General features: G+C 63.7%; 13 protein-coding genes and 1 riboswitch. Of the genes, 7 read left to right on the top strand and 6 right to left on the bottom strand.

Annotated features, from left to right (window positions below):
• Positions 1–220 precede the first annotated feature (220 nt).
• Genes THIMADRAFT_RS17390 through THIMADRAFT_RS17375 form a run of 4 tightly spaced genes read right to left on the bottom strand, consistent with a single transcriptional unit; the run spans position 221 to position 3,221 of the window.
• Positions 221–673 carry a transcriptional repressor gene (locus tag THIMADRAFT_RS17390; RefSeq protein WP_007194393.1) on the bottom strand — a complete coding sequence of 151 codons (453 nt, stop codon included), beginning with the start codon at positions 671–673 and terminating at the stop codon, positions 221–223.
• A gap of 4 nt (positions 674–677) precedes the next feature.
• Positions 678–1,541, bottom strand: a complete 864-nt coding sequence (locus THIMADRAFT_RS17385) for a metal ABC transporter permease (RefSeq protein WP_040732119.1) — start codon at positions 1,539–1,541, stop codon at positions 678–680.
• A gap of 4 nt (positions 1,542–1,545) precedes the next feature.
• The gene (locus THIMADRAFT_RS17380; protein WP_007194391.1) at positions 1,546–2,352 is read right to left on the bottom strand and encodes a metal ABC transporter ATP-binding protein; all 807 of its coding nucleotides are present in this window, start codon (positions 2,350–2,352) and stop codon (positions 1,546–1,548) included.
• Positions 2,349–3,221 (bottom strand): metal ABC transporter solute-binding protein, Zn/Mn family, encoded by an 873-nt coding sequence (locus THIMADRAFT_RS17375; RefSeq protein WP_007194390.1) that lies wholly within the window; start codon positions 3,219–3,221, stop codon positions 2,349–2,351. The genes THIMADRAFT_RS17380 and THIMADRAFT_RS17375 overlap by 4 nt, the downstream gene beginning before the upstream one ends.
• 177 nt (positions 3,222–3,398) lie before the next feature.
• Here THIMADRAFT_RS17375 and THIMADRAFT_RS17370 point away from each other — a divergent pair, with 177 nt between their 5' ends.
• Positions 3,399–4,094, top strand: a complete 696-nt coding sequence (locus THIMADRAFT_RS17370) for a hypothetical protein (protein WP_007194389.1) — start codon at positions 3,399–3,401, stop codon at positions 4,092–4,094.
• 195 nt (positions 4,095–4,289) lie between these two features.
• Here the strand turns inward: THIMADRAFT_RS17370 and THIMADRAFT_RS17365 are convergent, their stop codons facing one another.
• The gene (locus THIMADRAFT_RS17365) at positions 4,290–4,886 is read right to left on the bottom strand and encodes a TMEM165/GDT1 family protein (RefSeq protein WP_007194388.1); all 597 of its coding nucleotides are present in this window, start codon (positions 4,884–4,886) and stop codon (positions 4,290–4,292) included.
• A 233-nt stretch (positions 4,887–5,119) separates the two neighbouring features.
• A riboswitch (yybP-ykoY riboswitch) is annotated at positions 5,120–5,226 on the bottom strand.
• A 158-nt stretch (positions 5,227–5,384) separates the two neighbouring features.
• Here THIMADRAFT_RS17365 and THIMADRAFT_RS17360 point away from each other — a divergent pair.
• The 6 genes from THIMADRAFT_RS17360 (at position 5,385) to THIMADRAFT_RS17335 (ending at position 10,568) form a co-directional block, all read left to right on the top strand.
• Positions 5,385–6,434, top strand: a complete 1,050-nt coding sequence (locus THIMADRAFT_RS17360; RefSeq protein WP_007194387.1) for a thioredoxin family protein — start codon at positions 5,385–5,387, stop codon at positions 6,432–6,434.
• Positions 6,435–6,793: 359 nt separating this feature from the next.
• Positions 6,794–7,042 (top strand): hypothetical protein, encoded by a 249-nt coding sequence (locus THIMADRAFT_RS28015; protein WP_007194386.1) that lies wholly within the window; start codon positions 6,794–6,796, stop codon positions 7,040–7,042.
• 29 nt (positions 7,043–7,071) lie between these two features.
• A complete protein-coding gene (locus THIMADRAFT_RS17350; RefSeq protein ID WP_139052886.1) occupies positions 7,072–7,452 on the top strand; it encodes a hypothetical protein in 381 nt (126 codons plus the stop codon).
• 73 nt (positions 7,453–7,525) lie between these two features.
• Complete coding sequence (locus THIMADRAFT_RS17345; RefSeq protein WP_007194384.1) at positions 7,526–8,023, top strand: DUF2919 family protein; 498 nt, start codon at positions 7,526–7,528, stop codon at positions 8,021–8,023.
• Positions 8,020–9,231, top strand: a complete 1,212-nt coding sequence (locus THIMADRAFT_RS17340; RefSeq protein WP_007194383.1) for a YbfB/YjiJ family MFS transporter — start codon at positions 8,020–8,022, stop codon at positions 9,229–9,231. The genes THIMADRAFT_RS17345 and THIMADRAFT_RS17340 overlap by 4 nt, the downstream gene beginning before the upstream one ends.
• A complete protein-coding gene (locus THIMADRAFT_RS17335; RefSeq protein ID WP_007194382.1) occupies positions 9,228–10,568 on the top strand; it encodes an MFS transporter in 1,341 nt (446 codons plus the stop codon). The genes THIMADRAFT_RS17340 and THIMADRAFT_RS17335 overlap by 4 nt, the downstream gene beginning before the upstream one ends.
• 231 nt (positions 10,569–10,799) lie before the next feature.
• Here THIMADRAFT_RS17335 and oadA read toward each other — a convergent pair whose 3' ends face one another.
• A complete protein-coding gene (oadA, locus tag THIMADRAFT_RS17330) occupies positions 10,800–12,623 on the bottom strand; it encodes a sodium-extruding oxaloacetate decarboxylase subunit alpha (RefSeq protein ID WP_007194381.1) in 1,824 nt (607 codons plus the stop codon).
• Between the last annotated feature and the right edge of the window lie 6 nt (positions 12,624–12,629).

Here is a 12,629-nt window from a genome sequence, read left to right as displayed (position 1 = left end):
TAGGAACAGTTCACCAAAGCGTTAAACGCGTCCATCGACACGTTGGCTTTCCCGAAACTCCGGCCATCGTGGCACGTGCCGCAGAGCGCCAGGGGCGTGCGTGACACCGCAGAGCGGATGTCACGAGCGACGAATGGTTTGGATGGCCGCCTTACGAGCGAGGCCAACACGTTTAGCGCTGTCGTCGTTGTCGTCGTTCGATGGGTTTACGACTCCTCACTCAACGCCCTTTTTGGGCGCACCCCGCACAGGTCCCGATCACTTCCACAACCCGCCGCTGCGGTTGAAAACCGCTCATGCTGGCCGCGGAGCCGAGGCTGCGTGCGATCGCCTCGTCCTCGAGCTCGGTGACCTCGCCGCAGCTGTTGCAGATGAGAAACTGACTCGAATGCGGGTGCTCCGGGTGATTGCATCCGACGAAGGCATGCAGGCTTTCGAGCTTGTGCACCAAACCCTGCTCGAGCAGAAAGTCGAGCGCGCGATAGACCGTCGGCGGCGCCAGCGCACGGGAACCTTCGCGCATGGCGTCGAGGATCTCGTAAGCACCCAAGGGACGGGCCGACGCGCACAGGATCGCGAGGACTCGGCGGCGCTGGGCGGTGAGCCTCACACCGCGGGCCCGACAGAGGGAATCGGCGCGATCGAGCACTGTTTTCTCGGCAATCGACGTCATCCGCTTATCCTCCCGCCTCCCTCGCCACCAGTGCACGTCGCCGCACTCGGCGCCGCGCAAGGACGCGGCTGAGAACGGCGGAAACCACATAGACGCTCCCGGCCAGCAGGATCATCGTCGCCCCCGCGGGCAGGTCCGGCCCATAGGAGAGCGCCAAGCCCGCAGAGGTGAAGAACCCTCCGAGCAGCGTCGCGATCAGCATCATACCGCCGAGCGAATGGACGTAATGCCCGGCGATGGCCGCAGGAAGTGTCAGCAACGCGATCACCAGGATCAGGCCGACGACCTGGATCAGCAAGACCACGGTCACCGCCACCAAGCAGAGCAGCAGAAGATAAAAGAAGGCGACCGGCACGCCGCGCAATCGGGCGAACTCTTCGTCGAAGGTCACGGCAAGCAACTGTCGGTAGAAGAGCATGACCGTGACCAGAAGAACCAGATCGAGGCCGGCCATGAACCAAAGCTCGCGGCGGGGCACCAGCAGGATGTTGCCGAACAGAAAGCTCATGAGATCGGTCGTGTAACCCGTTGTCTTCGCGATAAAGAGGATCCCGATGGCCATGCCGATCGCCCAGAGCGCGCCGATCAGGGTGTCCTCTTGCGCGTTCCAGGCAAGCCGCACCAAACCGATCAGCAAGGCCGAGAGCACGGCGGCGGCGAGCGCGCCGAGCAGCGGATCGACACCGAAATAGAGCGCCGCGCCCATGCCGCCCAGGACCGAGTGGGCGATCCCGCCGGCCATGAAGGCGATGCGCTTGACCACCACGAAGGTGCCGATCACGCCGCATCCGAGGCTTGCAAACAGCCCGGCCAGCAGGGCGGTCTGCAGGAAGGTGTATTGGCCGAGCGCCTGAAAGAACTCCTGCATCGGATCAGTGCCCCTGGTGACCAAGGTGGTGGGCGTGTCCATGCCCGGATCCCGCGTGTGCGACCTGTCGGACGTTGTCGCCGTAGAGCTGATGGATCAGGTTCCCGTCCACGCGTTTCGTCGTATGGCAGACCAGGGTGCGGTTGAGACAGGCGACCCGACCCACGTAGCCCGAGATGAAGGCGATATCGTGCGAGACGACCAGGATGGTCAGCCGCGCGTTGAGCCGTGCGAGCAAGTCGAAGATATCGCCCTCCATCCGTTGGTCGATGTTCGCCGTGGGCTCGTCGAGGATCAAGATCAGCGGTTCGGCGACCAATGCGCGGGCCAGCAGAACGCGTTGCAGCTGACCGCCCGAGAGGGTACCGATGCGCCGATTCGCCAGATCCAACGCCTCGACCTCGGCAAGCGCGTGACGCGCCGCGGCGCGGTCGCTCGCGCGGTACCAACCGAGCATCGGTCCGAATCCGAGCCGTCCGGTCAGGACCACCTGCTCCACCGAGATCGGAAAGTCCCGTGGAAAGGTGGGAAATTGCGGCACGTAGCCGACGCGTCGTACCGCCTGGCGCGGCGCCTGCCCGAGAACCTGAATGCTCCCCCGCTGCGGCTCCAGGAGTCCGAGCACCAGCCGAAGGAGCGTGCTCTTGCCGCCGGCATTCGGGCCGACCAGACCGACGAACTCGCCGTCGAGGATCTCCAGATCCACATCCTCGAGGACAGGCGACTCGCCGTAGGAGAAGCCGAGATCGCGGATCGCGATGACGGGTTGTTTCCGCGAATCCACACGCGTCTCGGCGCAGCCTGCGCTCATGGCGCGCCGTCCCCGGCAATGAGAGCGGCAACCTGTCGCAGGTTTTCGAAATAGTCGCCCGACAAGGGGTCGATCGCCGCGACCTGCCCGTCGATCGACCGCGCAACCTGCTCGGCGGACGCCGGGTTGAGTTGAGGCTGCACGAAGATGACCCGAATACCCTCCCGCCGAGCCTGCTCGATCATGGCGGTCAAGGCACGTGCGCCGGGCTCCTTACCTTCGTGCTCGATCGCGACCTGCTCCAGAGCGTAGTCCTCGGCGAAGTAGCCCCAGGCCGGGTGATAGACCATGAATCGGCGGTTCTCCATCCCGGCAAGTCGGGCGCGAATCTCGGCGTCGAGCGTATCCAGGTCGGCGGCGAATCGATCGTAGTTGGCGGCGAAGTCCGCGGCGTATTCCGGGGCCAGATCGGCCAGCGCATCGCGGATCCGCGCGCCCATGATCTTCACGCGCGCGGGGCTCGTCCAGACGTGAGGGTCGACGTCGCCGTGATCATGGTCGTGACCCCGATCGCCGTGGTCGTGCGCCTTGTCCGCGGGACGCACCTCGAGGCCGTCTCGGGCATCGAGCACCCGCATGCCGGGATTTGCCGCCAGCAGGCGCGGCACCCAGGCATCCTCGAAACCGAGACCGACACGCACGTAGAGCTCGGCATCAGCCAGGGCCGCGATCTGGCGCGCGGTCGGTTCGTAGGCATGCGGGTCTTGGCCGGGCCGCACCAGGGCATCGACGCGGACATGCTCGCCGCCGATGCGCGACACGAAGGTCTCCAGCGGGGCCACGGTGACGAAGACCGGCAGGCCGTCGGCCGCGCGGGCGAGGGAGAAGAAGGGAAACATGAGCAGAACGAAAAGGAGGCGGCGCAGCATCGGCGAATTGCCCTCGTTGGATCGGCCATCGTCAAGCCGTTGGATACAATATAACGTCTCGTACCGCCTTGCCAGAGGATCGGCGCAGAGACTCGATACGGCGACTCGGCGCCTCACGCCTACGGACCGACCTCGGATACACTCTCGGTATGATCGGTCGACGGAAAGACGCCTGCCATGAGCCCTGTTGTCGAGCTTGACCAATTACTTTGGGCCGCCGGCCTCAGCCTCTACGTCCTCGCGGTCCTTTTCGCGACCCGCATCCCTTACCGGGCCATGGTCGCCAGGGGCATGGAGCCGATACGGGCCGTCTATTACAACCGCAAGATCGTACATATGCTGGCCGGGGGCGTCGGGTCCTTGATGGTCCCCTTGGTCTTCGACAGCCCCTGGTATCCGTTGATCTGCGGACTCCTGCTGACACTGCTGACGCTTGGGGCCCATGCCACCGGTCTTCGGTTCTACTGGTTCCAAACCGACGAGAACCGCAACGACGTGAAGTTTGCCCTGATGTGGGCCCTGTCGGTCGCGCTGCTGTGGTGGCTGCTCGACAATCCCTGGCTCGCCATCCTCCCCGCGCTCTATATGGCCTTCGGCGACGGGGTCACGGGGATCGCGCGCAATCTGCTGGTACGCCGTCGCTCCAAGAGTCCGATCGGCAATCTCTTCATGCTGATCGTCTGCGCGCCCATGGGCTGGATCATCGGAGGACTCGCCGAGCCCGCCATCCCGGTCTGGGGCCTGATCTCGGCGATCGTGGCGACCTGGATCGAGCGCTACGAGATCGGCCCGATCGACGACAACATTCTGATCACGGTCGCGGCATCGTCCGTATTGCTGCTCGGAACCTCGATCGGTCCTCTTTTGTGGTGATTTCCGGAAAGGATCTCCCGACACGCCCCAGGATAGACGACTTTTAGTCGTCTTCTTCCAAGCGCCCCGGGTGCCGGCGGGATCGCGCTCCACCCGACGCGCCCGGGTCGTCGGGTCGTCTGAAGAAGACGACTGCAAGTCGTCGATCCCGGGGGAGCGCCGCTTCGCGCCGCTGGACGGCGGCTGGAGGCTAAATCAGAACACCCGTGTCAGCGCGATCCCTGCGAGAATCAAAAACACCACACCGCTCAGCTGATGGAGTCGATGCAGCGGCATGACCTGCAACAGGCGGCATCCGACCCAAACACCCAGAGCGGAGGTCAATGCCAAAGCCAGCGTGGCGCCGGTCCAAACCGCAACGGGCGGCAAGGTGACCGCCAAGCCGGCGACCGCCAGTTGGGTCTTGTCGCCCATCTCGGCAAGAAAGATCATCGAGAAGGTCGCCATGACAATGCCGTTGTGGCTCCAGCTGCGCTCCGGCGCGTCCTCGTCGGCCTCTTCGGCGCGCAACGCGAGCACCCCGAAGACGGCGAACAAGATAGCGACGACGCCCGCCAGTGCGCGCTCGGGGATCCACTGTGCGAGCCCCACGCCGAAAACGACGGCGAGGCTGTTCAAAACGACGAAGGCCGCCACCGCCCCGATCAAGACGGGCCATCGACGATGACGGGCCGCCAAGGTCATACAGACCAACTGGGATTTGTCGCCCAACTCGGCCAGAAAGATCACGCCGAAGGTCGTGACCGCGGCCCAAAGCCACCCGGCGAGCCCGGACAGGGCAAGATCGCTCATCGCGATGCCCCTCGCATGCAGCGACTCTCGCCGCACACCGGTCGATGCGCGGCCAAAGGCATGGCTGCGGCGCAAAGGGTTCGGAACGCGGCGACGAGACGGCTCGGGCGGGAAAACGGCGTGGGAATGTGACGCATGAGGTCGTGTCTCTAGGGGTCGGGCGAGAAAACCGAGGACACGGCACCACACGCCCGACCCCTCGCCGGACATGACACCGCACCCAAGGTCTCGTCAAGCCGACCGGCCGCGCGTGCCATGGCGTCACCGCCAAGTGTGTTGACACGCGCCCCTTGCCCATGACGAAGGTCACGAGGCAAGGGCGACTACTCCCCTCAAGAGGCCGCGAATTTAGCGAGCTGCCGCAGCGCTGTCAACGGCGCTTGCGCACCGACACCGTCGCGGGAAATATCCCGAGCACACGCCTTGAACGAGCCTTTCCCGGCAACACCCTCCCGGTTAGGATCCACAACCGACCGCACCCTACAGGAGACGCTTTCGATGTTCGGCACGACACCGCAATCCCCGACAAGGCTTCTGCCTCTTTGCGCGCTGCTTGCGGCCCTCTGCGCAATCCCCGCAATCGCGCAGGACCAGACCCCGCCCGGCCAGGTCACGGGCGCCAAGATGCTCGGCCATCCGAGCTGGTTCAAAGAGAGTTTTCTCGACCTTCCCGAGGACGTCGGCGAGGCCGCCGAATCCGGCAAGCACGTCATCCTCGTCATGGAGATGAACGGCTGCCCCTACTGCTACAAGATGATTCAGGAGAACTTCGCCACGGCGCCCTATCGCGACTTCATCCAGGAGCATTTCGACGTCATCGCCCTGAACACGAAGGGCGATCGCGAAGTCGCGGTGACCGAGGAGATGTCGATGTCGGAAAAGGAGCTCGCGGAGCTCTATCAGGTGCGCTTCACCCCGACCGTCGTCTTTCTGGACGCATCCAACCGACCGGTCGCGCGCGTCAGCGGCTATCGCAACCTCGATGATTTCAAGGTCGTCCTCGACTATGTGCACGAGCGCGCCTACCTCGAGCAGACCCTGAACGATTATGCCGCCGCCAAACGCCCGACCGAGGTCTACAGCTTCCGAGAGCATCCGCAGATTCAGTCGATCGACGATCTCGCCGCGGTCGCAGACCGCCCCCTCGCGCTCTTGTTCGAGGATGTTGCCTGCGTGGCCTGCGATGCGCTGCACGACGGCCATTTGGCCGATCCCGAGATCCGCGAAATCCTGAAGGGTCTGACCCTCGTGCGTCTCGACACGCGATCGGAGACAGCCATCATCGACCCCATGGGCAATGCGACCACACCCAAGGCACTCGCGGAGTCTTTGGGTATCCAATACACGCCGAGCATCGTGCTCTTCGACCGGGGACGCGAGATCGCCCGCATCGAAAGCATGCTCTACCGCTACCATTTCGGCGGCGTCTTGGAGTATGTCGCCGGCCGCCACTACGAGCGTTACCCCGACAGCCCGTTCGACTATATCGACGTGAAAACCGCCGAGCTCACGGCGGCCGGTAAGAACGTCTCGATCGCCGACGAGTGAGACATCCGGGACACCGTCGGGGCGCCCGAGCCGGATCTCGGGCGCGGCGCACGCGCTTGACCATTCGGGTCACATTGGCACGGTCCTTGTCCGGCGAGCTTGTCTCGCGACTCGACAGCGAGGGGGTATTCTTTGCGGGTTCGGCCAGTTAGACGCGAGTTTTGGTTTGGCTCGCAGAATGCTTCATCGGAGTCGAGACCACCGCTCGTACGAACACGACGACCGGCGGCATAGGCAGAAGATTCGGACACCGGATCTTCAACTCGGATGGCCGGAGCTCGGGGCGGCGCCCGGGTCTTGGATCGAAGCTACGGAAGTCGCTCCCCGCGAGCGATCCGCATCATTGAGGAGCGACCGCCATGCTCTGCGTTTTGGAGGAGAGGTTCCCACATGTCATCAAACGCCTACATCTCGTTTGGGGAGACCCCGACGCGTTTGACGAGACATTCTCCGATCTCATGCTCGACAAACGCGGAGACCGTACCGGCTGGCCCCTCGACGCCTGGGCCGAGCTGAATTTTCTTCAATCCGTGCATCACTTGGCGTACGGTGTCGCGCAATATCGCGCGTTTCAGCCCGATGTGTTCGACCCACGCTGGAGTCGATAAATGAATCCGTGTCAACCCGAGGAGAACGAATGATGCAAACACTCGAGCACAAACGCATGCCGACCACACTGGCCGTGACCGGCGTCGTCATGCTGGCGCTATCGGGCTGCGGCGGTGACCTGGTTGCACCGGATAGCCTGATCGAGAAGCCGGGTGTCGAGGGGTTCTACAATCAGATCGCCAGTGCCTGCGGACATCTGTCACTCGGCAATCAGCCCCTGAACTACGTCATCAACGTCAGCAATGGCGACGACAACGACTATTTCCTCGACGAGACCAGCAAGCTGTATTACGGCCGGATCGACCGAACGACCTATGCAACCGACATCAACGGATTCTTCCCGACCGACAAGAATACGCCCGCATTGAACTGTATCTACGCACAGCTCGACCAGGCGCCGTCGCCTTGAGCGCATCCCCCTGCCGGCCCGCGTCCTATGGCGTTCCCGGGGGAGCGCGATCCGTCGTCTCCGCGGAGGCGCGATGAGCGTGTCGCCTCTCCGGGGTCGACCGGGCTACGCCAGCTTTCGCTACGACGACGACCTGCTCCTGAAGACCCCGGTCCTGCTGTGGCTGACGCTGGTCTTCCTGGTGCGACATCTGCTACTCCTCGGGATCACCTTCTTGCCGACGACCGGGGAGGAGATCGAAGTGCTGCGCACTCTCGTGAAGCCTGAGTTCACCTTGGCCGATGTCCCCGCAGCGCTCGTCATGGTCGCGGGGTTCCGACGGCGCCGGCCCTGTCCGGACTGGGTGCGCCGAATCTGGCGGCGTGCACGCGAAATCCTCACTCTGTCGATCCTCATGTATGTCGGCATTCTGCTCCTGCGTCTGACGGACGCGAGCCTGCCGCTGCGCGATGCGATCGACGAGCCGCTTTTGGTCTCGCTGATGCTGAGTCTGACGGTCGCGGTTTACCTCTGGCGCTCGCGCCTCGTCGCGGATGTCGTTCGGGACTGTCCGGGGCGCCACGACGCGTGAACCGTCCCGATCATCAACCAAGCCACTGGAGCGTTCTGGCATCCGGGGTCTGCGCCCTGATCCTGACCTTGGGGGTCGCACGCTTCGCCTACACGCCGATGATCGCGGTTCTGCAAACCGAGACGGGGATGGGCGAGGCACTCGCCGGCTGGTTGGCCGGCTGGAACTATCTCGGCTATCTGTCGGGGGTCTTGATCGTGAGTCGACTCAAGGATCTTCGGATCAAGGACAGGCTCTATCGCGCCGGCCTGCTCTTGGCCGTGATCACGACCCTGATGATGGCAATGGGGGAGTCGCCGATCCTCTGGGGCGTCAGCCGCTATCTGGCCGGGCTGAGCAGCGCAGCGGGGTTGATGCTGGGGTCCGGCCTGATCCTCAACTGGCTGATCCGACATGATCATCGCAGCGAGCTCGGGGTGCATTTCAGCGGGATCGGTTTGGGTATCGTGGTCGGGGTGCTGGTGGTTGCGGGCGCGGGTCTCGTCTGGTCCTGGCAAGGTCAGTGGCTCGCCCTAACCCTGGTCGGAGCCGCGCTCTTGATACCGGCTTGGATGGGTTTGCCGACGCCCGATCGCGGGCAACAGCTCACGCCCCGACACCTCGACGCCTCGCCCGAACCCCGCGCATCCTGGTTGTGGCTGCTCCAGGGCGCCTATGTCTGCGCGGGTTTCGGCTATGTCATCAACGCAACCTTCACCGTGTTGATCACCGAGCAGCAGCCGCTCCTGCAGGGCATGGGCGATTGGATGTGGCTCATGGTCGGCGTGGCCGCGATCCCGGCGCCGATCCTCTGGGACCGTATCGCCCGTCGTTTGGGATATTTGCGCACGCTCCAGATCGCCTACGGTTTGCAGATCGTCGGGATCGTCCTGCCGGTCGCGAGCGGATCACTCCTCGCCGCGATCATCAGCGCCGTCCTGTTCGGCTTCACCTTCATCGGGATCGTCTCCTTGGTCCTGACCATGGTCGGGGTACGCTATCCCGCGCATCCGGCACAGATCATGGCGCGCTTGACCCTCGGTTACGGGATCGCCCAGATTCTCGGTCCCGTGCTCGCCGGCGAGGTCGCCGAGATCAGCGGGACCTTCGACGGATCACTGCTGGTCGTGGCCGGGTTGATGGTGGTAGGGCTCGTTTGTCTACAACTCATGACCCGGCTCGCACCGCATGCGCCCCCGAGAACACCAATCCATCAAGGGCCGACATGACGACACGCATCCGCGCACCCAAACGCGAGATCTTCGGTTGGGCGATGTTCGACTTCGCCAACCAGGCCTATACCTTGCTCATCATCACGGTCGTCTTCGGCGACCTCTTCACGCGGATCATCGTCGGCGATGCGCCGGATTATCGCCTCGGCAATCTGCTTTGGAGCCTGGCGCTCTCCACGAGCTATCTGTTGGTGGTGGTCTGCTCCCCGGTGGCCGGCGCCATCATGGATTACACGGCGAGCAAGAAGCGCTTTCTCTTTGCAAGCTATCTGCTGACCGTGGTCGCGACGGCTGCGCTGTATTTCGTCGCGCCCGGCTATGCCCTGCTCGGCGTGGCGCTTCTGATCGTCTCCAACTTCGCCTACTCGATCGGCGAGGCCTTCATCGCGAGTTTTCTGCCCGGATTGGGTCCGCCCGAGGATCTAGGCAAGATCTCCGGATTCGGCTGGGCGTTGGGCTATGTCGGCGGCATGGTCTCGGCGGTCTTCGTGCTCCTCGTCCTCGGCGATGTCAGCGCCGAGAATTTCGAGCGTATTCGTTGGGTCGGTCCTTGGGCCGCCGCCTTCTTCCTGATCGCGGCCATTCCGACCTTTCTCTGGGTTCAGGAACGCGGTCGGGCGCGCGCCCTGCCGCCCGGAACCGGCCTCATGCGAATGGGCATCGCAAGGGTCCGCCAGACGCTGACCCGTCTGCGCACCCATCGCGACCTGGGCGTGCTCTTCGTGTCGGTCTTCTTCTCGATGAGCGGCATCTACATCATCATCGCCTACGCCTTTATCTACGGGGCTCAGGTGATCGGCTGGGACGAGTCGGTCCGCACGCTGATGTTCGTCCTGGTGCAGATCACCGCGGCCGTGGGCGCGCTCGGATTCGGATTCATCCAAGACCGGCTCGGGGCACTGCGGACCTATGTGATCACCTTGGTGATGTGGATGCTGGCGATCGCACTCATCTATCTCACGCCGCTCCTGAGCGAATTGGCGCACGACGTCCTGGGGCGCGATTGGCCGGCGCAATACATCTTTCTGGTGGTCGGTTGTGTCGCGGGGCTAAGCCTAGGCGCCTGTCAGTCCGCCACCCGAACCTTGGTCGGACTCTTTTCGCCGCTATCGCGCGCGGGCGAGCTTTTCGGCTTCTGGGGCCTGTCCATGAAACTGGCCGGGATGTTCGGCCTGCTTGCGATCGGACTCCTGCAGGTCCTTGTGGGCCTGCAGACTGCGATCCTGTTTTGTGTGGTGTTGTTCGCTATCGCTCTGGTTGTCGCATTGGGCATCGACGAGCCTCGCGGACGTGCGGTTGCTTCGGCCCACGACGCCGGCGAGTTGGTCTGGTAGACCCACGACCAAAAGCACTTAGGCGCTTTCAATGAGTCGGCATCCCGACTGCGCATGCCCGCAACACCTGTAGAGACAGTCAGGGCGAATAGATTCGGCTCCACACGCCGGTAAATCATTTCCCGGGTGAATCATTTTCAAGATCACCTTAAACCGCGTCGACTCCGACAAACATGGAATCAGCCAACCCGACCGATTCCTCCCGACGCGGCATACCCTGACGGACGCGGTTTAAGCCCCGCTGATCTCGAGCAAGACCTCGTCGGGATTCACCGCATCGCCCTTGCTGACGAAGATCCCCGTCACGATTCCGCCGATCGGCGCCTGGATCTCGGTCTCCATCTTCATCGCCTCGGTGACCAAAACCGACTGACCGGCCGTCACCGTCTCGCCCTCCTTGACCAGCACATCGACGATGTTGCCCGGCATCGAGGTGGTCACATGACCGGGCTGGGTCGGCTTCGGCCGTTTACCCGCGATCGCCTTCTTCACGGCACCTTCCGCACCGCCGGTCAGGACGACCTCGTCGAGCGTCTCGACAAGCACCTCTTCGGGGATTCCGTCGATGTCGAGATAGAAGTGGCGCTCGGCGAGACCCTTGTGACCCGCGCCCGTCACCTTGACGTGATAGGTCTCGCCATGCACGGCGATATTGAACTCGGTCGGTGCGGCCTGAGCACCGGCGGCGCTCGGCGGCGGCTCCAGCGGCTCCGGATGCAGTGTCCCGGCGGCACGGTGCTCGAGGAAGGCGCGACCGATCTCCGGGAACATGGCGTAGGTAAGAGTATCTTCCTCGGATGTCGCCACCGCGCCGATCTCATCGACGAGACGTTTGAGCTCGGGTTTCAGCAGGTCGGCGGGTCGACACTCGACCAACTCCTCTCCGCCGATCGCCTGCTGTTGCAGCGTCGGATTGACAGCCGCCGGGGCACGACCGTAGCGACCCTGAAGATACAGTTTCACCTCGTTGGTGATGGTCTGGTAGCGCTTCTCGGTCAGGACGTTGAGCACCGCTTGCGTCCCGACGATCTGAGAGGTCGGAGTGACCAGCGGAGGATAGCCCAGGTCCTCGCGCACGCACGGGATCTCCTCGAGCACCGCACTCATCCGGTCCAGTGCGTTCTGCTCCTTCAACTGGTTGGCCAGGTTGGAGATCATGCCGCCCGGCACCTGATTGACCTGGACCCGGGTGTCCACACCCGTGTAGTCGCTCTCGAACTGGTGGTACTTCTTGCGCACCTGATAGAAATACATGCCGACCTCCTGGATCGCTTCGAGATCCAGGCCGGTGTCGTACGGGGTGCCTCGCAGCGCGGCGACCATGCTCTCGGTCGGCGGATGGGAGGTCCCGCCGGCCATCGACGAGATGGCGGTATCGATGGTGTCGCAGCCGTTCTCGATTGCCTTCAGATGGCACATGTCGGCCAGGCCCGAGGTCGCGTGCGAGTGAAGGTGCAGCGGCAGATCGACGCTGTCCTTCAGGGCCTTGACCAGGTCGGCGGTGACAAAAGGCGTGAGCAATCCGGCCATATCCTTGACGGCGATGGAGTCGCACCCCATTGCAGCCAGCTCCTTGCCCATCCGGACGAAACCGGGGACGTCGTGAACCGGACTGACCGTATAGCAGATCGTGCCCTGCGCATGCTTGCCGGCGGCCTTGGTCGCCTCGATTGCCGTCTTGAGATTACGCAGATCGTTCAAGGCGTCGAAGATGCGAAAGACATCCATGCCGTTCTCGGCCGAGCGCTTGACGAAGGCGCGCACCACGTCGTCCGAGTAATGCCGGTAACCGAGCAGATTCTGACCCCGCAGCAGCATCTGCAAGCGGGTCTTCGGCAGCGCCTCGCGGAGCTTGCGCAGACGCTCCCAGGGATCTTCCTTGAGGAAGCGCACGCAGGCATCGAAGGTCGCGCCGCCCCAGCATTCCAGCGACCAGTAGCCGATCGCGTCCAGCTTCGGACAGATCGGCAGCATGTCCTCGGTGCGCATACGCGTCGCGATGAGGGACTGATGGGCATCGCGCAGAATGACATCCGTGATGTTGATCTTTGGCATGGTTTT

It is taken from the genome of Thiocapsa marina 5811 (genome assembly GCF_000223985.1).
GTDB classification, from domain to species: Bacteria; Pseudomonadota; Gammaproteobacteria; order Chromatiales; family Chromatiaceae; genus Thiocapsa; species Thiocapsa marina.
This window is presented reverse-complemented; position numbering and strand designations above follow the sequence as displayed.